Genomic DNA, 20051 nt, shown 5'->3' with positions numbered 1-20051 from the left:
ATTGTCTAAGGTGCAAGCATTGCCGATGGAGCGTGCTGGATGACTGCTGTTGATTTACCTGCTGTACCCCGAGTGTTGATTGCCGAGGCGGACCCCTGGTCGCGGGACCTGCTCAAGCAAGTGTTGTTGAATGTGCGTTGTGACGCGCGGCTGGATGTGTGCGCAGATGGTGACCACGCTGCTGCGCTGTTACGTGAGAAAAGCTATGACCTGATCCTGGCGGATTGGGAGCTTGCAGGCGTCGATGGTCTGAGCCTGCTGCGCAGTGTGCGCCAGCAGCGCCGCTCCCCCGCATTGCCATTTATTCTGCTGAGCAGTCGCAACGACAGCGCCAGCGTACGCGAAGCCTTGCCCCTGGCGCCCACGGCCTACCTGACCCGCCCGCTGAACATGGAGAGCCTGACCCAGCGCCTGCAAGACCTGCTGCTTAACGAGGGCGAAAGCGTGTATTGCGAGATCCCGGCGCTGGCACCGGGAATGACCTTGCCAGCATTCCTGGAGCAGCGCCGAGAGGTCTGCGATGGCGCACCGTTGCGCGTGGACGTGAAAGCGGCGGTGCATCGCAGCCTGGGCCCCGAGGGCGTGGACCTGCAGCAGCTTGAAGATCAGGTGCGCATGGACCCGCAAATCACCGCTGTGCTGATCGCTGCCGCCAACAGTGCCGGGTATCACGGCACGCCGGTGCAGACTCTGCACGCGGCCCTGAACAAGCTGGTCCCCGGGCAAAGCATGAACCTCATCCTGGGCCTTGCGCTCAAGCACAACGTGGTGCTGGGTGACCCTGGGCTGGTGGCCTACGCCGAGCGGCACTGGCAGTTGTCCGAGGACAGCGCCGAGTACGCCCGGCGCCTGGCACGCATGTTGGAACTGGATCACCAGCGCTGCTACAGCGCCTGCATCCTGCATCGGTTGGGCGACCTGGCCTTGTTGCGCTGCCTGGAGGACTGGCGCCAGGGCGGCGGCGCACTGGATGACGAAGCCATAGGCGAATCCCTCGACAACTTCGGCGCCGCCTACGGTTCGGCGTTGCGCACTCGCTGGCGCTTGCCGTTGGAGTTGCGCCAATTGATCGCGGCCACCTATTCACTGGAAGGCGGTGTGTATTCACGCGAAGCCTTGGTGGTGAACCTGGCGACGCAGATGGCGCGGTTGACCGAGCACGAGGGGCTGCAAGAGCTGGCCGGCAGCAAGACCGCACGGCTGCTAAAGGTGGGCTTGTCCGAACTGACGCGAGTACGCAAAACCTGAAACACACACCGATCAATTGTGGGAGCTGGCTTGCCTGCGATAGCGGTGGGTCAGCCAAGACGCCATCGCAGGCAAGCCAGCTCCCACAGTTGATCGGTATCAACCGGCTATAACGCGGTTCTTGCCTTGGCGTTTTGCCTCATACATCGCTGCATCCGCCCGGGCGAACAGGCTGTCGAGGGTGGAGTCATCTTCACGCAGGCCGGCCAGGCCCTGGCTGACGGTCACGCTGAACTCGCGCCCTTCATAACTGAACAACAAGGCCTGGATCTCCTTGCCCAGCCGTTCGGCTACTTGCAGGGCCATTTCTGGCGCGCAACCGGGCAGCACAGCGGCGAATTCTTCGCCGCCAATGCGCCCGAACAGGTCGCCACGGCGCAATACCCCCCGACCACTCTCAGCGATGCGCCGCAGCACCTGATCGCCCTCCAGGTGGCCGTAGGTGTCGTTGACGTCCTTGAAGTCATCGATGTCCAGCAACAGGAACGCCAGCGGCGTGCCCTGAACGCAGGCGTTGTCGAACGCCTGGTTGGCGCATTCGAAAAAATACCGGCGGTTGCTGCTTTGGGTCAGCACGTCGGTGGTGGCCAGACGTTGCAGTTCCAGCTCCAGCAGTTTCTTTTCGGTGATGTCTTCGGCCATGCCAACCACAATCAGCGGTTCACCGGGCACCACCTGCTGGTTGATGTAGCACTTGTCACTCAGCCAGCGGATTTGCCCGTCGGCGGTGATGATGCGGTACTCGCGGTCTTCCACGGCGCCTTGTTCCAGCACGCGGGCCAGGCTGTGTTCGGCGTAATCGAGGTCTTCGGGGTGAACGCTGTTGCGCCATTCGCGGTGGTCGGCCAACAGCAAACCGGCCGAACGACCGAATATGCGCTCGTAGGCTGGGCTCACATACAGCACGCGACGGGTTGCCCAATCGATGGCCCAGAGCACGGCGTTCACGCTGACCAACAGCGAACTGAGCAATTGCTCGCGCTCACTCAGCCGCTCCACTTCGCCCTGGGCATGCATCAGCGCCAACAGGGTCGCCGCCGCAGCTGGACGCGGCGGCTCGGCAGTGGGCACATCGGGCAGGCAGGGCTTTTCGTGAACCATCGGTACAACTCTCTCTGGGCGCGCCGCAGGATGGAGCAGCGGTCACTACAAGGGGTCACCATGATGGCGAAGTGTTCTTTGAGAGAGGGGATTTGCAGTGAAGTTCCGTGATCGGCGTGGATTGACGGTGCCCGGAAAATGGCGCCAAAAAGCCAGTGTGTGGGAGGGCAAGCCCTCCCACAGTACCGTCAGACCGCCGCAGGGCGCAGCGAGTAGGTCTTCAACTGGTGGGCAAAGTCGCGCAGGGATTGAATGCCACTGGCCTCGGCTTCGTGCACCCATTCCTTGATCGCGGCCAGCATATCGTGGCCATTGGTGCTGGTCTTGAGCCAGATCTGCTGGAGCGCCAGACGCTTTTCATAGATCACGGTCAGCGCATGGCTGTGCTCCAACATGCTTTGGATGCGCAAGTGGTGACGGTCATCCAGCAAGCTGGTTTCCCGTGACAACAGGCGCTTGGCACGGTGGAACTGGTGACGTACCGAATGATCGACCTTCTCCAGCTCCTGCTTGACCAGCGGGCCGATCACCAACTTGCGGTATTGGGCCATGATCTGGAAACGGTTGTTGAGGATCGCCATGGCGGTGTCCATATCCAGGCTGCCCTTGCCTTCGACACGGTGGGCGATGGGGGCAACACGCTGCACCTTGGCCAGGCGCAGGAAGCTGAACACTTTGATCCAGGCCCAGCCCAGGTCGAACTCCCACTTCTTCACCGACAGCTTGGCCGAGTTGGGGTAGGTGTGGTGGTTGTTATGCAGCTCTTCGCCGCCGACGATGATGCCCCACGGCACCAGGTTGGTGGCGGCGTCACGGCATTCGAAGTTGCGATAGCCCACGGCATGGCCCAGGCCATTGATCACGCCGGCGGCCCAGAACGGAATCCACATCATCTGGATCGCCCAGATGGTGATACCGATGGTGCCGAACAGCAGCAGGTCGATCACGCCCATGAGCGCCACGCCCAACAGCGGGTAGCGCGTGTAGAGCTTGCGTTCGATCCAGTCGTCCGGGCAGTTCTTGCCGTAGATGCGCAGGGTCTCGGGGTTTTCCGCCTCGGCACGGTACAGCTCGGCACCTTTGCGCAGCACGGTGGACAGGCCCTTGATCACCGGGCTGTGCGGGTCATCGACGGTTTCGCATTTGGCGTGGTGCTTGCGGTGGATGGCGGTCCACTCGCGGGTGTTCTGCGCCGTGGTCAGCCACAGCCAGAAGCGGAAGAAGTGTTTCAGGCCGGCATTGAGCTCAAGGGAGCGATGGGCCGAATAACGGTGCAGATAGACAGTGACCCCAATAATGGTCACGTGGGTCATCAACAGCGTGACTGCCACCAGTTGCCAGGCTGACAGGTCAAGAAAACCGTTGTACCACATAGGCTGTATGGCCCTCAGATAAAGAAAAGAACAGCTCACGCATTATCACTAAGCCTACAGAGAAAACCAGCCGCTCTTTCAGATAGGAGTGACTGGATGTTTCTTATTCTATAATCCCCAGCCTTCGTAGGGCGATTCTGTTTTTTTGGTAAGGATTACTGACCATATGCTGTTTTCATACCGAGGAGCCCTACGTGCGGGGCTGGTATACCTGCTGATTTCCGTTGTATGGCTCAGACTCAGCCACCAATTATTGATCAACTTTATCGATGAACCGGGGGCGCTGGCGCATTGGCTGCAACTTCGCGGCTACGTCTGGGTAGCCCTGAGTGCGCTGGCTATATACCTGATGGGCGTACGTTTCGCCCGCGCCCACCAACTGCAGCTGCCCCTGCAAGAAAACCGCGTACGCCTGCAACAGGCGGCAGCCGTGTTCGATTGCACCCGCGAAGGTGTATTGGTCACCGATGCCCAGGGCCTGATCGTGCACGTCAACCGGGCATTCATGGAGATTACCGGCTACCGCCGGGACGACGTCATGGGCCAGCCGCCCAGCCTGTTCAAGTCCGGGCGCCATTCGTCGGCTTTCTATCAACAGATGTTTCAGACCCTGGAACGCGAAGGCGAATGGAGCGGCGAAATCTGGAACCGCCGCAAAAGCGGCGAGGTGTATCCACAGTGGCAAACCATCCGTGTGATTCGCGATGAGCGGGGCCATATCAGCCATTACGTCGCGGTGTTCTCGGACATCAGCGCCATCAAGGACTCCGAACACGAACTGGCGCACCTGGCCCATCACGACCCGCTCACCGACCTGCCCAACCGCCTTTTATTCACCGATCGTACCGAGCAGGCCCTGGCCTCGGCGCAAGTGCACAAGCGTGGCTGTGCCCTGCTGTTGATGGACCTGGACCACTTCAAGATCATCAATGACAGCCTGGGCCACAATGTTGGAGACCAGTTGCTCAAGCTGGTGGCTGACCGTCTCAAGGGCCTGTTCGGGCCTGGGGTCACACTCGCGCGGCTGGGCGGCGACGAGTTCGCTGTGCTGGCGGAAAGTTGTCCACAGGTGATCCAGGCCGCTGCCTTGGCGCAGCGCATGCTCAATGCCATGAAAGACCCGTTTGTTTTTGACGGTAATCAATTGTTTATCAGCGCCAGTATCGGCATCAGCCTGTTCCCCAGCGATGCCTTGAGCGCCGAGCAATTGCTGCGCAACGCCGACTCCGCGTTGTTCAAGGCCAAGAGCGCCGGCCGCGAGGGCTATGCCCTGTACACCGAAGAGCTGACCGCTCACGCGCAAAATCGCGTGGAGATCGCCAGCGAACTGCGCCGTGCCCTCGACCAGCAGGAACTGCGCGTCTACTACCAGCCGGTGCATAACCTGCCCGACAGCCGTTTGGTGGGCGTTGAAGCGCTGGTGCGCTGGCAGCATCCGGAGCGCGGCCTGGTGCCCCCTGGCGAATTCATCCCCATCGCCGAACGCACCGGGTTGATTGCCGATATCGACGCGTGGGTGATGGACCAGGCGTGCCGGCAGATGTGCCAATGGCTGGCGGACGGCGCGCCGTTGGGCTTTATCGCCGTCAACGTCTCCAGCCGCCTGTTTGCCCGGCGTGAACTCTATGAACAAGTGGCTCAGGTGCTGCACGACACGGGCCTGGACCCGGCGTTTCTTGAGCTGGAAGTCACCGAAAGCGCTGTGATGGACGACCCGGAGGTGGCCCTTGAGCAACTGCACCGTCTGCGCGAACTGGGCTTGCGCCTGGCCATCGACGATTTCGGCACTGGCTACTCTTCGCTGTTGCGCCTCAAGCGCCTGCCGGTGCAGAAGCTGAAAATCGACCAAGGCTTCGTCGCCGGTCTGCCGTGGGACGAAGACGACGCTGCGATCGTGCGCGTGGTCATCGCCCTGGCCAAAAGCATGGGGATGCAGGTACATGCCGAAGGAATCGAGCAGGTGGAACAGGCGCGGTTCCTGTTGGATCAGGAGTGCGATATGGGCCAGGGGTATTGGTTTGGACGACCGATGCCGGCCGACGCTATCGACTGGACCCGAGCACCCCAAATCCAGACTTGAAATGCGCTCAAAATGTGGGAGGGGGCTTGCTCCCACATTTGGATCACATCAGGCCTTAACTTCAGCATCTGAGCAGAAAATCCACCCGCAACCCCGCGCCCTATCAGAAAATTCTTTCTGGTTATATAAACATTCTTAAATAGTATTTTTAAGAATATCCACGCTTATCTACTATCGCCCTCACGCCGCGAGCAGTGTCGTCACTGCCAGGCACTATTCATTTCAGGAGCGAGACCATGAGCGCATCTCTACGTAGCGTCGACGGCCAGGACGAAGCTTCCATTTTGCGTGAGATCCAGAGCGCCTTGCGCGATCTGCGCTTTGGCGCGGTGGAAATCACTGTGCACAACGCCCAAGTGGTACAGATCGAGCGCAAGGAAAAATTCCGTCTGCAGAACCCGGGTAACAAACCGAGCTGAGCAAGAACGGCGATAGACCCGCAACTATAAGAAAAGCCAACACTCAAGAATTTCAGGAGCTTCTATGTCGTCGATTCGCCGTTATGCCTTGGCCGCGCTGGCCAGTGCCGTGTTTGCCGGTTCCGCTGTTGCCAAGGACTACGAGTTGCTCAATGTCTCGTACGATCCGACCCGTGAGCTGTACCAGGACTACAACGCAGAGTTCACCAACTTCTGGAAGCAGTCTCACCCCGGCGACAACGTCAAGATCCAGCAGTCCCACGGCGGCTCGGGCAAGCAGGCACGAGCAGTGATCGACGGCCTGCGCGCCGACGTGGTGACCCTGGCCCTGGCCGGTGACATCGATGAAGTCGCCAAGCTGGGCAAGACCCTGCCGGAAAACTGGCAGACGCGTCTGCCGGACGCCAGCACCCCGTACACCTCGACCATCGTGTTCCTGGTGCGCAAGGGCAACCCTAAAGGCATCAAGGATTGGGGCGACCTGATCAAGAAAGACGTGTCGGTGATCACGCCCAACCCGAAAACCTCCGGCGGGGCGCGCTGGAACTTCCTTGCTGCCTGGGCCTATGGCCTCAAGGCCGGAGGCAGCGAAGCCAAGGCTCAGGAGTACGTGAAAGAGCTGTTCAAGCACGTCCCGGTACTGGACACCGGCGCCCGGGGTTCTACCATTACCTTCGTCAACAACGGTCAGGGTGACGTATTGCTGGCCTGGGAAAACGAGGCGTTCCTGGCCTTGAAAGAAGACGGCGGCGCCGACAAGTTCGACATTGTCGTGCCGTCCCTGTCGATCCTGGCGGAGCCGCCGGTGGCTGTGGTCGACAAGAACGCCGAGAAAAAAGGCAATACCGAGATCGCCACCGAATACCTCAAACACCTGTACAGCCCGGCCGGCCAGGAGATTGCGGCGAAAAACTTCTACCGCCCACGCGATGCAAAAGTAGCCGCCAAATACGCCCAGCAGTTCCCGAAACTGGACCTGGTGACTATCGACAAAGATTTCGGCGGCTGGAAAACTGCCCAACCGAAATTCTTTAACGACGGTGGCGTGTTCGACCAGATCTACACGGCGCAGTAAGCCAAAGTAACTGTAGGGGCCTGACTTTCTGTAGGAACTGGGCTTGTGTGGGAGCTGGCTTGCCTGCGATAGCATCACCGTGGTGTGGCTGATACACCGAGGTGCCTGCATCGCGGGCAAGCCCGGCTCCCACAGAAAAGCCAGCTGCCACAAAAAGCGCGCTCCTACAGTGGTGTCTACCCTTTAACCAAGGACTCTTATGTCGCGTCGTATTTCCCCCGTCATACCCGGCTTCGGGCTGACGCTGGGCTACACCGTCGTGTACCTCAGCCTGATCGTGCTCATCCCGCTGGCGGCGATGTTTGTACACGCCGCCCAACTCACCTGGGATCAGTTCTGGAACATCATCTCCGCACCTCGCGTGCTGGCGGCGTTAAAGCTGAGCTTCAGCACCGCGCTGTACGCCGCGCTGATCAACGGCGTGATCGGCACGCTGCTGGCCTGGGTGTTGGTGCGTTACACCTTCCCCGGCCGCAAGATCATCGATGCGATGATCGACCTGCCGTTCGCCTTGCCCACTGCCGTCGCCGGTATTGCCTTGACCGCGCTGTATGCGCCTAACGGCCTGGTCGGCCAGTTTGCAACCGACCTGGGCTTCAAGATCGCCTATACCCCCTTGGGCATCACCCTGGCGCTGACCTTCGTGACCTTGCCCTTCGTGGTGCGCACGGTGCAGCCGGTACTGGCCGATATCCCCCGGGAAGTCGAAGAGGCGGCCGCTTGCCTGGGTGCCAAGCCACTGCAGGTGTTCCGCCATATCCTCGTGCCGGCATTGTTGCCTGCCTGGCTGACCGGGTTCGCGTTGGCCTTCGCCCGTGGCGTGGGTGAGTACGGTTCGGTGATCTTCATCGCCGGCAACATGCCGATGAAAACCGAAATCCTGCCGTTGCTGATCATGGTCAAGCTGGACCAATACGACTACCGCGGCGCCACCTCCATTGGTGTGCTGATGCTGGTGGTTTCCTTTGTCTTGCTGCTGCTGATCAACTTGTTGCAGCGGCGCATCGAACGTCCATAAGGAGGCGCGGAACATGTCCCAATCGTCTATTTCCGCCGCGTCCTCGGCCAACGCTGCCCGCCGTGGCAGCGCGACGTCGCGACGTATCCTGATCGGCCTTGGCTGGCTGGTGTTCGCCCTGTTCCTGCTGTTGCCGCTGGTGATCGTGGTGTCCCAGGGCCTGAAGAATGGCCTGGGTTCGTTCTTCACCGCGATCCTTGAACCGGATGCGCTGTCGGCGCTGAAACTCACGGTGATCGCCGTGTTGATTTCGGTGCCGCTCAACCTGGTGTTCGGGGTCAGCGCGGCCTGGTGCGTAAGCAAGTATTCGTTCCGTGGCAAAAGCATCCTGGTCACGTTGATCGACCTGCCGTTCTCGGTTTCACCGGTGATTGCGGGCCTGGTCTACGTGCTGATGTTCGGCGCCCAGGGCTTCTTCGGGCCGTGGTTGCAGGAGCATGACATCCAGATCGTGTTCGCCTTGCCCGGCATCGTGCTGGCGACCATCTTCGTTACTGTGCCGTTCGTGGCCCGTGAGCTGATCCCGCTGATGCAGGAGCAAGGCACTCAGGAAGAAGAGGCCGCGCGCCTGCTGGGCGCCAATGGCTGGCAGATGTTCTGGCATGTCACCGTGCCGAACATCAAATGGGGCCTGATCTACGGCGTGGTGCTGTGCACGGCGCGGGCCATGGGCGAGTTCGGCGCGGTGTCGGTGGTGTCCGGGCACATTCGCGGCGTCACCAACACCCTGCCGCTGCACGTCGAGATCCTCTACAACGAATACAACCATGTTGCCGCGTTTGCGGTGGCCAGCCTGTTGCTGATCCTGGCGCTCTTCATCCTGCTGCTCAAGCAGTGGAGCGAGAACCGAATCAACCGCCTGCGCAACAGCGCCGGTGAGGAATAAGTCATGTCGATCGAAGTCCGTAATGTCAGCAAGAACTTCAACGCCTTCAAGGCCCTGGACAGCATCAACCTGGATATCCAGAGTGGCGAGCTGGTGGCGTTGCTGGGCCCGTCCGGCTGCGGCAAGACCACCTTGCTGCGCATCATCGCCGGCCTGGAAACCCCGGATGCCGGCAGCATCGTGTTCCACGGCGAAGACGTGTCCGGCCACGATGTGCGGGATCGCAATGTTGGCTTTGTGTTCCAGCACTACGCCTTGTTCCGCCACATGACCGTGTTCGACAACGTCGCCTTCGGCCTGCGCATGAAGCCGAAAAACCAGCGCCCGAATGAAAGCCAGATCGCGGCCAAGGTTCACGAACTGCTGAACATGGTGCAACTCGATTGGTTGTCCGACCGCTACCCGGAACAACTCTCCGGTGGCCAGCGTCAACGTATCGCCCTGGCCCGCGCGCTGGCGGTGGAGCCTAAAGTGCTGCTGCTGGACGAGCCCTTCGGCGCCCTTGATGCCAAGGTGCGTAAAGAGCTGCGCCGCTGGCTGGCGCGCCTGCACGAAGACATCAACCTGACCTCGGTGTTTGTGACCCACGACCAGGAAGAGGCCATGGAAGTCGCCGACCGCATCGTGGTGATGAACAAGGGCGTGATCGAGCAGATCGGCTCACCGGGGGATGTCTACGAAAACCCGGCAAGCGATTTTGTTTATCACTTCCTGGGTGATTCGAACCGCCTGCATTTGGGCGAAGACAAGCACCTGCTGTTCCGCCCCCACGAAGTGTCGTTGTCGCGGCATGAACTGGAAGATCACCATGCGGCCGAGGTGCGCGATATTCGTCCGCTGGGCGCAACGACTCGCGTGACCTTGAAGGTGGAAGGGCAAAGCGAGCTGATCGAGGCCGAGGTGGTGAAAGACCACGACAGCCTCACCGGGCTGGCCCGTGGCGAGACCCTGTTCTTCAAACCCAAGGTCTGGCAAAAAGCTTAAGCTCAATACAGAACCCAATGTGGGAGGGGGCAAGTCGAATCGTCGCACCGCCCCTCCCACATTTAGACTTCACTTGGCTTGAGATCGCGGCGTCCCACCGGGCCTGAACGTTGTTCAATCTGCTTTTGCAGGTCCTGCCGCAACCCCAGCAAAAACGCCAACTCCGCCACCACAAACAACGGCCCCACGATCAGCCCCGACACATCGTCCACAAACGCGGGTTTCTTGCCTTCGTAGTAGTGCCCGACAAACTGAATCACCCAGCCCACCACAAACATACCCACGCCACTGCTCAGCCATACCATCGTGCTCTGTGCCGCCAATACATGCCCAGCCCATACCGACAGACCCATCAACACCGTCATCAGCGCGCCCAGGGCCAGTTCCAGGCGCAGGTAGAACCACGCCGAGAACAACGCCAGGAGCACCGCTGGCGAGACCCAAAGGCCACCCACCGTCCACTCGGGGCGTGACAGCAGCACGGCCACGGCAACCACGATCAATGGGATACCGATAAAGTGACTGACAATATTGCGCGGGTCGCGGTGGTAGGCGGCGTATTGACTGAGGTGGTCGACGAGGCTTTTCATTGTTGTTCCTCCTGTAGGATGTTTGATCATGCCCTGTCAGTCGGTGCCTAACTGTCAATTGGGCGACAATCTTCGGAGTTCCCATGGACACAGGCAAATGGCACGCGCAATTGGTTCGCGGTCAGTGGTTCAGCCACTTGCCGCCAGACTTTCAGCGTAGCCTGCTGGGGGCGGCGCGGTTGCGCGTACTTGCAACGGGGCAGTTCCTGTTCAAACGCGGCGACCCGCCGTGTGGCCTGTATGCGGTGCTGGAAGGGGCGGTGCGCATCAGTGCCGTCAGCGCCCAAGGCAAGGAAGCGGTATTGAGCCTGGTGGAAACCCCTCACTGGTTCGGCGAGATCTGCCTGTTCGACAACCTGCCACGCACCCACGATGCCCTCGCCACGGGAGCCTGCACGCTGTTGCAGGTACCGCAGGCGGCCATCCTCGCCATTCTCGAACAGCATCCGGTGTTCTGGCGCGATATGGCGCTGTTGATGAGCCATAAACTGCGCCTGTCTTTGATCAACATTGAGCAGATAAGCCTGATGCCCGCGTCGGCACGTCTGGCCCATCGGTTGCTGATGATCGCCCAGGGTTACGGCGAAATAGAGCAGGCGCGCCGCATGTTGCAACTGCCTCAGGAGGATCTGGCGGCGATGCTGGGCCTGTCGCGCCAGACCATCAACAGTCTGCTCAAGGCGCTGGAGCAACAGGGCATCATTGGTTTGAGCTACGGCGCCATCGAGATACTGGACCTCGCCGGGCTGCGCCTTGCCGCGGGCCTATGAACCACGATAGGTGGAGAAGCCGTAAGGGCTGAGCAACAGCGGGATGTGGTAGTGCTGGTCGACCTGCTTGACCTGGAAAATCACCGGCACCTCGGGGAAGAACGTCTCGCGGTTGGCCTTCTTGTAGTAATCGCCGGTCTTGAACACCACACGGTACTCGCCCGGCTTCATGCTCTGGTCGGCGGGGAACAGTTCGGCGATGCGTCCCTGTTGATTGGTCACGCCCTGGGACAGTGATTGCCACTGATCGCCCACATGCTGTTCCAGGGTGACGCTGACACCGGCCGATGGCAGGCCGTTTTCCAGGTTGAGCACGTGTACGCTCAGCGGGTTGCCGGCGGCCAGGGCCAGGTTGCACAGGCCGCTCAGGCTGAGGGCGGCAAGGGTCATGCTAAGGTTTTTCATCGAGAAATCCTTGTGACAGTGGGTGGAATCAAGGGGTGGTTTTCAAGCCCAGTTGCTCGGCAGCCTGTACGGCGCAGGCTTCGTCCTGCGCAGCGCCGCCGGCACCGGCGATGCCCAGCGCGCCGACCAGTTCAGCATCAGCGAACAGCGGCACGCCGCCGCCGAGCAACAGCAACTCGGGCAAGCTGTTAAGGTTGGCGGCTTCGGGGTTGTTACGCGCACGCTCGGCAAACAGCCGGGTTGGGGTTTTGGTCGACAGCGCCGTGTATGCCTTGCGTTGGCTGGCGAAGCTGTTGTGCGGGCCGACACCGTCCGCCCGCAGGGCCACCAGCAAATTGCCACCGCGGTCCAATACCGTCAGCGCGGCCGTGCAGTGGGCCAGGCTGGCGTCGGCCAGTTGGCGCGCAGTGTGCAAATCCAGCTCGGCATGGCGTGGCAGTGGTGGCGTTGCCTGTGCAGCGGTGGTCACAGCGAGGCTCAAGAACAAAGCGGTGCGATACATGTTTGTGGCTCCAGGAGGCAGGTGCTCACGGTAGCCAGTGGACGCGGACAAAAGCCGCACAATTGGATGACAGGTTTGTAATCAAACCCAGAGGTAAGACATGCAGGTGTTGTTAGTGGAAGACCAGCCGCAACTGGCGCAGCTTATGGCCCAGGGCCTGAGCGAGGCCGGCTTCTCTGTGGAAGTTGCGGCCAACGGCATGGCGGCGCAGCGGTTTGTGGAAAGCACTGTGTACGAGCTGGTGATTCTGGATGTGATGCTGCCGGGCTTGAACGCCTGGAAATTGCAGCAGGCGATTCGCCAACGCGGCAAAACGCCGATTTTGTTTTTGACCACGCCTGGCGGGATTGAAGACCGGTTGCGGGGGTTGGAGCTGCATGAGGATGATTACTTGCTCAAGCCGTTTGACGCCAAGGTGTTAGTGGCGCGGGTGAGGAAAGTATTGCGCCGGGATCGTGGGCGCTGATTGCCTGGCGACCGCTATCGGGAGCAAGCCCCCTCCCACATTTGACCGCGTTCACAGTTCAGTGTGGGAGGGGGCTTGCCCCCGATGAGGCCATCACAGCCACTGAAAATCCTCCTACCGCAACCCCTCCCGAAATTGCCCGGGCGTCATCCCCGTCCAGCGCTTGAACGCCCGGTTGAAACTGCTGGTATCGGCAAACCCCAGCAAATGGCTGATCTCGGCCAACGAACACTGCGGATCCCTCAGGTGCAGCAACGCCAGGTTCTGCCTGCACTCATTGAGTAGCGCATCAAACCGACAGCCTTCATCCGCCAAGTGGCGCTGCAAGCTGCGCAAGCTCAGGTGCAAGGCCTGGGCAACGCGTTCGGCACTCGGCTCGCCATCGGGCAATTGCGCCTCGATCACGGCGCGCACCTTGCGCTCCCAGGTCAGCGGTTGCAGGTGGGCGAGGGTGCGCTTGAGCACGGTTTCATTGTGTTCGGCCAATTCCGGGTTGGCGTCGTCAAGATGGCTGTCGAAGTCGTGGGCAGCGAACTCCAGGCGGTCTTCGCTGGCGGCAAAAAACACCGGCGAGCGCAATACGGTATGCCACGGCGTGGGGTCGGCGGGTTCCGGGCGCATTAGATAAACGGCCAACGGCGCGTAGTCACGCCCCAGGCGGTTGCGGCAAGTGCGCACATAGATCGCCACGAAGGCGTCGATGGCCTCCGGCGCTGGCGCGGGGCTGCCTTGGGGTTGGAGCAGGCGAAAGTGATACGCGTCGCCATGGCGGGTCAGCTCCAGGCTCAGGGCGTCACTGACCACTTGGTGATAGCGCACGATGCGCTCGAACACCTCGCGCAAGCTGCCGCTGGCCACCAAGGCATAACCGAGGGCGTGAAAGGTGGTGGGGCTGACGAACCGCGACACCCGCAAGCCAATCGCCGGATCACCGCTGGCCTGCACCGCCAGTTGCCAGAGGCGCGTGGTGGCCGACAACGGATAGCGTGCGTTGGGGTCGTCCATCTGCTGCGGGTCGAGCCCGGCCTCGGCGCACAGCGTGGCGCTGTTCAGGCCCAGGGCGTCGAGCTGCTTGCGCAGGGCGCGGGTCCAACTGGCGAGGGAAGTGGGTTCGGTCATGGCGATTGGCGCTTGCGGTCAACAGGTTGGCGTCCGGGGCTAGCGTCCTGCCCGATCGCTTAGGGCAGGATGGACACATCAATGTACAAGAGGATGGAAGCATGGACGGTACTTCTGCAAGTCCCCAACAGATGAACGCACAACAACGTTCAGCGCATATCCGTGAGGTGGTGCTGGCCGAGGGCGCCCGATTGCGCCAGCGCCATCCCTGGCTGCTGCATCAGGACGCCCTGGGCGCGGGCATCCTGGCGTTTGCCTTGTTGGGCATGCTCGGCTCGGCGGCGCTCTATATCAGCGGTCACCTGGCCTGGTGGGCGTGCCTGCTGCTCAATGCGTTCTTTGCTTCACTGACCCACGAGTTAGAGCACGACCTGATCCACAGCATGTACTTTCGCAAGCAGCGCCTGCCCCACAACCTGATGATGGGCCTGGTATGGCTGGCACGGCCAAGCACGATCAACCCGTGGATACGCCGGCATTTGCACCTCAACCATCACAAGGTCTCCGGCACGGAGACCGATATGGAAGAGCGCGCCATTACCAACGGCGAGCCCTGGGGGGTTGCGCGCTTGCTGATGGTGGGCGACAACATGATGTCGGCCTTGATCCGAATGCTGCGGGCCAAGACCTGGGCACACAAGCTCAGCATCCTCAAGCGCGTGGTGCTGGTGTATGCCCCGCTGGCACTGCTGCATTGGGGCGCCTGGTACGTCTTCCTCGGCTTTCATGCCGCCAACGGCATCGCCAGCCTGTTGGGCGCGCCGATCATGTGGTCGGCCGGCACCTTGCAGATGATGCAGGTGATCGACATCGCTGCAGTGGTGATCATCGGCCCCAACGTATTGCGTACGTTCTGCCTGCACTTTGTCAGCTCCAACATGCACTACTACGGCGATGTGGAACTGGGCAACGTGATCCAGCAGACCCAGGTATTGAACCCCTGGTGGCTGTGGCCGTTGCAGGCGTTCTGCTTCAACTTCGGCAGCACCCATGGCATCCATCACTTTGTGGTGAAGGAGCCGTTCTACATTCGCCAGATGACCGTCAAGGTGGCGCATAAGGTCATGGCCGAGATGGGTGTGCGCTTCAATGATTTCGGCACCTTCGCCCGGGCCAATCGGTTTGAGCGCCAGGAGCAGCCGGGCGTCAAACTCGCTTTCAGCAAGCAATGAACGCCAGGGGCAAATCGCGGATCTGTTCGCGCACCGGCGGCTGGTAGTGGTCGTCGCTGATCAGTTCATGCAGCAACTGTTCGCGCAGTTGGTGGAATTCAAAGCTGCTGCGCTGGCGCGGGTGGGGCAGGGTGATGTCCACCACCTGCTTGATGCGCCCCGGCCGGGGCTCCATCACCACCACGCGGTCGGCGAGGAAAATCGCCTCTTCCACATCATGGGTGACCAGTACCGTGGTGATCCTGGCGCGGGCGCGAATTGCCAGGAGTTCGTCCTGCATCTGCTGGCGGGTCAGTGCGTCGAGGGCGCCGAAGGGTTCGTCCAGCAACAGGATGCGTGGGCTGGCTACCAGGCCACGAGCGATCGCCACCCGTTGCGCCATGCCGCCGGAGAGTTGATGCGGGTAGGCACGCGTGAAATCGGTGAGGCCCACCAGCTCGATAAAGTCACGGATGCGCCGGTTGCGCTCGGCCTCGTTCAGCGGCTCGTTGACCAGGCCCAGGCCGATGTTCTGCGCCACGGTCAGCCAGGGAAACAGGCGGTGCTCCTGGAACACGATACCGCGCTCGCCACCGATACCGCTGACGGCCTTGCCATCAACCTGGATCTCGCCGCGATATTGCGTGTCGAGCCCCACCAGCAGACGCAGCAGGGTGGACTTGCCGCAACCGCTGGCGCCGACAATCGCGACAAATTCCCCTTCGGCAATCTGCAGGTTGAATTCGCGGATGGCTTCCAGTTCGAAGCCGTCGACATCGAAGCTTTTGCCCACATGGTTGAAGCTGACAATCGGTGCGTTCATGCGTGTCTCCAGCGGGTGGCACGGGTTTCGATGCGTTGGCCGATCAGGTTGAGGGCGGCGCCGGTGAGGCCGACCAGGAGCATGCCGCTCATGATCAGGTCCATGCGCAGCAGCTGTTGGGCGCCGATCATCAGGCTGCCGATGCCGCCGTCCGAAGGCATGAAATATTCCGCGCCGATGGTGCCCATCCAGGCGTAGATCAGGCTCAGGCGCAGGCCGGCGAAAATACCCGCCGCTGCGCCCGGCAGTACCAGGCGACGCAGACGTTGCCACAGGCTCAGGCGCAGCACTTGGGCGGCTTCGCGCAGTTGCGGCGACAGGTTGAGCACGCTGCGCTGAGTGGCGATGAATAACGGGAAGAACGCGGCGAGGGCAATAAACACCCACTTGGCCAGTTCACCCAGGCCGAACCAGGCGGTGAGCAGCGGCACCCAGGCGAAAATCGCGATCTGGCGCAGCGCGGCCAGGGTCGGGCCGAGTACCCGCTCACTGCGCCGCGACAGCCCCAGCCACAAGCCCACGGCAAAGCCCAGGCTGCCGCCGAGCAGCAAGCCACCCACGGCCCGGCCGAGGCTTTTGCCTAAAGCCGCGCTCAGGCTGCCATCCAGCACACCGGCCATGGTGGTTTGCAGCACCGCCCAGGGGCTGACCAGAATATTCGGGTCGACCCAGCCCTGTTGCGTCGCCAGCTGCCACAGCGCCAGCAACAGCAGCGGCAGCAGCCACGGTTGCAAGCGTTGCCAGCCTTCATAGCGTGGCCCGCGGCGGATCTGCGCTGTAGCCGGATGGGGCCAGTACACCCACTTGCGATCCAGCCAACCGATGCCGCGGTCCATCACTACGCCCAGCACACCGATGACCACGATGCACACAAAGACAATATCGAGCATGAACAACTGGCGCGCCCACACCATCAGGTAGCCGATGCCTTCGCTGGAGGCCAGCAACTCCACGGCCAGCAACGATGTCCAGCCCGCCGCCAGGGCCAGGCGTACCCCGGCCATGAACGCTGGTAGCGCAGCGGGCAGGATCAGGCGGCGGATCAGCAAGTGGGTGGGCAGGCGCAACACGCGGGCGGCTTCGCGCAGGTTGGGTTGGGCGTCGCGCACGCCCACCAAGGTGTGCAGGGTTACGGGCACCACAATGGCCTTGACCAGCACCACCAGTTTCAAGGTTTCGCCAATGCCGAAAAACACCATGAACAGCGGAATCCACGCCAGGGTCGGGACCTGCGACAGCGCGCTGAACGTGGGGAACACCAAACGCTCGGCGCGGGCGCTGAAACCCAGGACTGCGCCGAGTATCGCGCCCACGCCGATACCGGCCAGCAGGCCCCAGAACAGGCGCTGCAAGCTGATCGCAAGATGGCTCCATAACTCGCCACCGGCCAACTCCACTGCGCTGCTCCACACCAGGGTGGGGGCGGGCAGAATCTGTTCGCTCATCCAGTGATTGCGACTGGCCAACCACCATAGGGCAAACAACGTGAACGGCAGCAGCCACGGCAACAGGCGCTGACTCAGCTGCGGCCAACGCGGCACTCTGCCGTTGGACGGGGCCGGCAGAGGTAGGCTCAAAAGTGAAATCCGGGCCATGGAAGACCTCCGTGTCGCCAAATGCATTATGTGATTTCGATCTTATAAAAACGTAATCAAGATGATTGCGAGATAAGAGAAATCATTTAAAGCCTCAGCTCCCCACGCATCCAATGCATTCGAAGAATATTTTCGATGCTGTTCATGCATACCGCTCTGGAGCCTGTGTATTCGCTCGCATAGTCCAAAAAGCTATTAAATTGTGCATTTATAGTATTTAAAGTTTTGTTCGTGCTGTGCCTATTTTTTGCTCCCCAGGCGACCGTCGCCCACCAGGAGCTGCGCTTATGAAACTGCCCTTCAAACGTCTGATCAGTCTGTTCGCCGGTACCGCCCTGGCCGGGCTGGTACATGCCGCGGACCTCAAGGAAATTCGCATCGCCGTGCCCGACCTCAGTGCCGGCAGCCAGCACAGTGGCGGCGGCATCACCGACGTTTTGCGTGAACAGCAAATCTATGAAAAAGCCTTTGCCGACCAAGGCATCAAGATCCAGTGGAATTACTTCAAGGGCGCAGGCCCTGTGATCAATGAAGCCTTCGCCAATGGCCAGGTGGACCTTGCCTATCTGGGTGACCTGGCGGCGATCATCGGCCGCTCCAATGGCCTGGATACTCGCCTGCTCAGCGCCACCGCGCGTGGTGTGAAGCACTACCTCGGCGTGGTGCCGGGCTCTGGCATCAAGACGCTGCAAGACCTCAAGGGCAAACGTGTGGCGGTGTTCCGCGGCACGGCCAGCCAGTTGTCGTTCGACAGCGCATTGGCCAGCCAGGGCTTGAGTGAAAAGGACTTGAAGGTCATTAACCTGGACTTCAATGCCGCCAGCGCTGCCCTGGCTGCCAAGCAGATTGACGCCACCTGGGGAGGCTCCACCCTGACGGCGCTGCAAGCCAAAGGCCTGGCGGAAATACCGCTGACCACCAAAGACCTGGGCGATGCCGGCAGTATCCAGGCCGTGCTGGTGGGCAGCGCCAAGTTTGTCGACCAACACCCCGACGCGGTGGCCAAGTTGCTCAAGGCCCAGCAGCAGGCGGTGCAGTGGCTGACCGATGACAACAACAAACAGGCCTATATCGCGCTGGTGTCGGGGCTGGCCAGTTACCCGCCGGTGATCCTGACCAATGATTTGAAAGACCAGAAACTCAGCGAGATTTTCCCCTCGACCCTGGACCCGGTGTTCCTGGGCAAATTGCAGGACGCGGTGGATTTGGCCTCGAAGGAGAAGCTGATTCGCAAGTCGTTTCAGGTGAGCGATTGGGTGGCGCCGGGTTTGGTGGCGGCGGGGCTCTGAGCTTGTCGGTGCCTGGGCTATCGCTATCGCAGGCAAGCCAGCTCCCACACTTGAATGTGTTCACCGCTCAATGTGGGAGCTGGCTTGCCTGCGATGAGGCCCTTCAAACCGCCACACTTATCTGCTGACTATCCACCTCCACCAACGTCTCGATCATCGCCTTCGCCGCTGGCGACAACCGCGACCCCGTGCGGCTGACAATCCCGCAGCGTGCGCTCAGGGTATCCATGTGCTGCGGCAGGTTGCGCCAATGCAGCAGCACCAGCGAACCGCTGGCCACATCCTCGGCGAACGCTTCCTCGGTGCCGACGCCGATGGCGTTGGATTGCAGCACAATCTTCACCAGCGCCGGGAAGTGCTCGGTCTGGATGCTCGGGGAAAAATCCATGCGCCCACTCAGGTTCGCCAGCAGTTTGCGAATACCCTGGGAGATCAGCGGCGCGGCCAGCGGATAGTCGAACATGTCGTTGGTCGACAGGCTGTCCTTGGCCAGCAACGGGTGCCCAGGGCGGCAGAAAAAGACGCCGCGCTTGGGTGTCAGTGCACGGGTCTGGAAATTCGGGTCGGCCTCGAACTGACGGATGTCGGCGATAAAGAATTCGATCTCTTCACGGCTCAGGCTGCGGCTGAGGGTTTCCCAGTTGTCCACCTGGAAGCTGGTGCGGATTTTCGGGTGGGCGTTGATAAACCGCGCCACCGCATCCGGCACCAGTTTCACGGCGGGCGCGGGGCCGCAGCCGAAGCGCAGGTCGCCGGCGTCGAGCTTGGTCATGCGCGTCACTTCACTGCTCAGCAGCGCTGCGCCATGCACCAGGCTCAGGGCATGTTGCAGCACCACCTGACCTTCCGGTGTGGGGCGCAGGTCCTTGTGGCCGCGGTCTACCAGCAGGCAACCAAACTCCTGTTCCAGCCCCTGGATGCTGCGGCTGAACGCCGGTTGGGTGATGCCCATGGCGTCCGCCGCACGCACGAAACTGCGGTGTTCGTTAAGGGCGATGAAGTAGCGCAGTTGGCGAAGATCCATATGCTTTCCCGGCATTTTAAAAATAGGTCGAAGGCATTTGCGACCGAGCAAGCTGAGGTTTTAAATGCAAGCTCTTATTCCGTCAACGAAGCATTGATTCATTTGCTAGATCTAAAATGCATATGGATAGAGC

Annotated in this window: 20 protein-coding genes; 11 read left to right on the top strand and 9 right to left on the bottom strand. The window is 61.2% G+C overall.

Annotation, left to right across the window (positions count from 1 at the left end):
- Window positions 1-39 precede the first annotated feature (39 nt).
- Complete coding sequence (locus E4P00_RS25665; RefSeq protein WP_248133302.1) at window positions 40-1248, top strand: HDOD domain-containing protein; 1209 nt, start codon at window positions 40-42, stop codon at window positions 1246-1248.
- A 99-nt stretch (window positions 1249-1347) separates the two neighbouring features.
- Here the strand turns inward: E4P00_RS25665 and E4P00_RS25660 are convergent, their stop codons facing one another.
- A complete protein-coding gene (locus E4P00_RS25660; protein ID WP_248133301.1) occupies window positions 1348-2349 on the bottom strand; it encodes a sensor domain-containing diguanylate cyclase in 1002 nt (333 codons plus the stop codon).
- 188 nt (window positions 2350-2537) lie between these two features.
- Complete coding sequence (gene desA / locus E4P00_RS25655; RefSeq protein WP_005783697.1) at window positions 2538-3722, bottom strand: delta-9 fatty acid desaturase DesA; 1185 nt, start codon at window positions 3720-3722, stop codon at window positions 2538-2540.
- Window positions 3723-3888: 166 nt separating this feature from the next.
- Between desA and dibA the strand changes: the two genes are divergently transcribed.
- The 6 genes from dibA (at window position 3889) to E4P00_RS25625 (ending at window position 10184) form a co-directional block, all read left to right on the top strand.
- Window positions 3889-5802 carry a phosphodiesterase DibA gene (gene dibA, locus E4P00_RS25650; RefSeq protein WP_248133300.1) on the top strand — a complete coding sequence of 638 codons (1914 nt, stop codon included), beginning with the start codon at window positions 3889-3891 and terminating at the stop codon, window positions 5800-5802.
- Window positions 5803-6038: 236 nt separating this feature from the next.
- Window positions 6039-6221, top strand: a complete 183-nt coding sequence (gene oscA, locus E4P00_RS25645; RefSeq protein WP_074752461.1) for a sulfur starvation response protein OscA — start codon at window positions 6039-6041, stop codon at window positions 6219-6221.
- Between the two features lie 64 nt (window positions 6222-6285).
- Window positions 6286-7296 carry a sulfate ABC transporter substrate-binding protein gene (locus E4P00_RS25640; protein ID WP_005783707.1) on the top strand — a complete coding sequence of 337 codons (1011 nt, stop codon included), beginning with the start codon at window positions 6286-6288 and terminating at the stop codon, window positions 7294-7296.
- A 199-nt stretch (window positions 7297-7495) separates the two neighbouring features.
- Window positions 7496-8314, top strand: coding sequence for a sulfate ABC transporter permease subunit CysT (gene cysT / locus E4P00_RS25635; RefSeq protein ID WP_005783708.1), 819 nt, complete (start codon window positions 7496-7498; stop codon window positions 8312-8314).
- A gap of 13 nt (window positions 8315-8327) precedes the next feature.
- Window positions 8328-9200 carry a sulfate ABC transporter permease subunit CysW gene (cysW, locus tag E4P00_RS25630; protein WP_005783709.1) on the top strand — a complete coding sequence of 291 codons (873 nt, stop codon included), beginning with the start codon at window positions 8328-8330 and terminating at the stop codon, window positions 9198-9200.
- A 3-nt stretch (window positions 9201-9203) separates the two neighbouring features.
- Window positions 9204-10184, top strand: coding sequence for a sulfate ABC transporter ATP-binding protein (locus E4P00_RS25625; protein WP_005783710.1), 981 nt, complete (start codon window positions 9204-9206; stop codon window positions 10182-10184).
- A 62-nt stretch (window positions 10185-10246) separates the two neighbouring features.
- Here the strand turns inward: E4P00_RS25625 and E4P00_RS25620 are convergent, their stop codons facing one another.
- Window positions 10247-10774, bottom strand: coding sequence for an Mpo1-like protein (locus tag E4P00_RS25620; RefSeq protein WP_032878461.1), 528 nt, complete (start codon window positions 10772-10774; stop codon window positions 10247-10249).
- 83 nt (window positions 10775-10857) lie between these two features.
- Between E4P00_RS25620 and E4P00_RS25615 the strand changes: the two genes are divergently transcribed.
- Window positions 10858-11544 carry a Crp/Fnr family transcriptional regulator gene (locus E4P00_RS25615; protein WP_228309209.1) on the top strand — a complete coding sequence of 229 codons (687 nt, stop codon included), beginning with the start codon at window positions 10858-10860 and terminating at the stop codon, window positions 11542-11544.
- Here E4P00_RS25615 and uraH read toward each other — a convergent pair.
- On the bottom strand, window positions 11539-11949 hold the full coding sequence (gene uraH, locus E4P00_RS25610) for a hydroxyisourate hydrolase (protein ID WP_078820001.1): 411 nt from the start codon (window positions 11947-11949) through the stop codon (window positions 11539-11541). The two genes, E4P00_RS25615 and uraH, sit on opposite strands and share 6 nt — an antisense overlap.
- A gap of 28 nt (window positions 11950-11977) precedes the next feature.
- A complete protein-coding gene (locus tag E4P00_RS25605; protein ID WP_223018021.1) occupies window positions 11978-12451 on the bottom strand; it encodes a heme-binding protein in 474 nt (157 codons plus the stop codon).
- 100 nt (window positions 12452-12551) lie between these two features.
- Here E4P00_RS25605 and E4P00_RS25600 point away from each other — a divergent pair, with 100 nt between their 5' ends.
- Window positions 12552-12917 carry a response regulator gene (locus tag E4P00_RS25600; RefSeq protein ID WP_032878457.1) on the top strand — a complete coding sequence of 122 codons (366 nt, stop codon included), beginning with the start codon at window positions 12552-12554 and terminating at the stop codon, window positions 12915-12917.
- Window positions 12918-13031: 114 nt separating this feature from the next.
- On the opposite strand, the gene E4P00_RS25595 is transcribed toward E4P00_RS25600, so the two are convergent.
- Entirely contained in the window at window positions 13032-14036 is a 1005-nt protein-coding gene (locus E4P00_RS25595) for an AraC family transcriptional regulator (protein WP_078820003.1), read from the bottom strand.
- Window positions 14037-14137: 101 nt separating this feature from the next.
- Between E4P00_RS25595 and E4P00_RS25590 the strand changes: the two genes are divergently transcribed.
- Window positions 14138-15208, top strand: coding sequence for a fatty acid desaturase (locus E4P00_RS25590; protein WP_248133299.1), 1071 nt, complete (start codon window positions 14138-14140; stop codon window positions 15206-15208).
- Here the strand turns inward: E4P00_RS25590 and E4P00_RS25585 are convergent.
- A complete protein-coding gene (locus tag E4P00_RS25585) occupies window positions 15195-16010 on the bottom strand; it encodes an ABC transporter ATP-binding protein (protein WP_103734017.1) in 816 nt (271 codons plus the stop codon). The two genes, E4P00_RS25590 and E4P00_RS25585, sit on opposite strands and share 14 nt — an antisense overlap.
- Window positions 16007-17605, bottom strand: a complete 1599-nt coding sequence (locus E4P00_RS25580; protein ID WP_248133298.1) for an ABC transporter permease — start codon at window positions 17603-17605, stop codon at window positions 16007-16009. Before E4P00_RS25580 ends, E4P00_RS25585 begins: the two co-directional genes overlap by 4 nt.
- Before the next feature lie 287 nt (window positions 17606-17892).
- Between E4P00_RS25580 and E4P00_RS25575 the strand changes: the two genes are divergently transcribed.
- Window positions 17893-18894: an ABC transporter substrate-binding protein gene (locus E4P00_RS25575; RefSeq protein WP_248133297.1), complete on the top strand. Its 1002-nt coding sequence runs from the start codon at window positions 17893-17895 to the stop codon at window positions 18892-18894.
- A 103-nt stretch (window positions 18895-18997) separates the two neighbouring features.
- Here E4P00_RS25575 and E4P00_RS25570 read toward each other — a convergent pair whose 3' ends face one another.
- Complete coding sequence (locus E4P00_RS25570) at window positions 18998-19918, bottom strand: LysR family transcriptional regulator (protein WP_248133296.1); 921 nt, start codon at window positions 19916-19918, stop codon at window positions 18998-19000.
- Between the last annotated feature and the right edge of the window lie 133 nt (window positions 19919-20051).

The organism is Pseudomonas sp. B329, from assembly GCF_023127835.1.
In the GTDB taxonomy this organism is placed as follows: domain Bacteria; phylum Pseudomonadota; class Gammaproteobacteria; order Pseudomonadales; family Pseudomonadaceae; genus Aquipseudomonas; species Aquipseudomonas synxantha_A.
This window is presented reverse-complemented; position numbering and strand designations above follow the sequence as displayed.

What these genes read in the sequence shown, in the direction of transcription:
- E4P00_RS25665 (WP_248133302.1), top strand. Translation starts at nt 40, where the DNA reads ATGACTGCTGTTGATTTACCTGCTGTACCCCGAGTGTTGATTGCCGAG.
- E4P00_RS25660 (WP_248133301.1), bottom strand. Translation starts at nt 2,349, where the DNA reads ATGGTTCACGAAAAGCCCTGCCTGCCCGATGTGCCCACTGCCGAGCCG.
- desA (WP_005783697.1), bottom strand. Translation starts at nt 3,722, where the DNA reads ATGTGGTACAACGGTTTTCTTGACCTGTCAGCCTGGCAACTGGTGGCA.
- dibA (WP_248133300.1), top strand. Translation starts at nt 3,889, where the DNA reads ATGCTGTTTTCATACCGAGGAGCCCTACGTGCGGGGCTGGTATACCTG.
- oscA (WP_074752461.1), top strand. Translation starts at nt 6,039, where the DNA reads ATGAGCGCATCTCTACGTAGCGTCGACGGCCAGGACGAAGCTTCCATT.
- E4P00_RS25640 (WP_005783707.1), top strand. Translation starts at nt 6,286, where the DNA reads ATGTCGTCGATTCGCCGTTATGCCTTGGCCGCGCTGGCCAGTGCCGTG.
- cysT (WP_005783708.1), top strand. Translation starts at nt 7,496, where the DNA reads ATGTCGCGTCGTATTTCCCCCGTCATACCCGGCTTCGGGCTGACGCTG.
- cysW (WP_005783709.1), top strand. Translation starts at nt 8,328, where the DNA reads ATGTCCCAATCGTCTATTTCCGCCGCGTCCTCGGCCAACGCTGCCCGC.
- E4P00_RS25625 (WP_005783710.1), top strand. Translation starts at nt 9,204, where the DNA reads ATGTCGATCGAAGTCCGTAATGTCAGCAAGAACTTCAACGCCTTCAAG.
- E4P00_RS25620 (WP_032878461.1), bottom strand. Translation starts at nt 10,774, where the DNA reads ATGAAAAGCCTCGTCGACCACCTCAGTCAATACGCCGCCTACCACCGC.
- E4P00_RS25615 (WP_228309209.1), top strand. Translation starts at nt 10,858, where the DNA reads ATGGACACAGGCAAATGGCACGCGCAATTGGTTCGCGGTCAGTGGTTC.
- uraH (WP_078820001.1), bottom strand. Translation starts at nt 11,949, where the DNA reads ATGAAAAACCTTAGCATGACCCTTGCCGCCCTCAGCCTGAGCGGCCTG.
- E4P00_RS25605 (WP_223018021.1), bottom strand. Translation starts at nt 12,451, where the DNA reads ATGTATCGCACCGCTTTGTTCTTGAGCCTCGCTGTGACCACCGCTGCA.
- E4P00_RS25600 (WP_032878457.1), top strand. Translation starts at nt 12,552, where the DNA reads ATGCAGGTGTTGTTAGTGGAAGACCAGCCGCAACTGGCGCAGCTTATG.
- E4P00_RS25595 (WP_078820003.1), bottom strand. Translation starts at nt 14,036, where the DNA reads ATGACCGAACCCACTTCCCTCGCCAGTTGGACCCGCGCCCTGCGCAAG.
- E4P00_RS25590 (WP_248133299.1), top strand. Translation starts at nt 14,138, where the DNA reads ATGGACGGTACTTCTGCAAGTCCCCAACAGATGAACGCACAACAACGT.
- E4P00_RS25585 (WP_103734017.1), bottom strand. Translation starts at nt 16,010, where the DNA reads ATGAACGCACCGATTGTCAGCTTCAACCATGTGGGCAAAAGCTTCGAT.
- E4P00_RS25580 (WP_248133298.1), bottom strand. Translation starts at nt 17,605, where the DNA reads ATGGCCCGGATTTCACTTTTGAGCCTACCTCTGCCGGCCCCGTCCAAC.
- E4P00_RS25575 (WP_248133297.1), top strand. Translation starts at nt 17,893, where the DNA reads ATGAAACTGCCCTTCAAACGTCTGATCAGTCTGTTCGCCGGTACCGCC.
- E4P00_RS25570 (WP_248133296.1), bottom strand. Translation starts at nt 19,918, where the DNA reads ATGGATCTTCGCCAACTGCGCTACTTCATCGCCCTTAACGAACACCGC.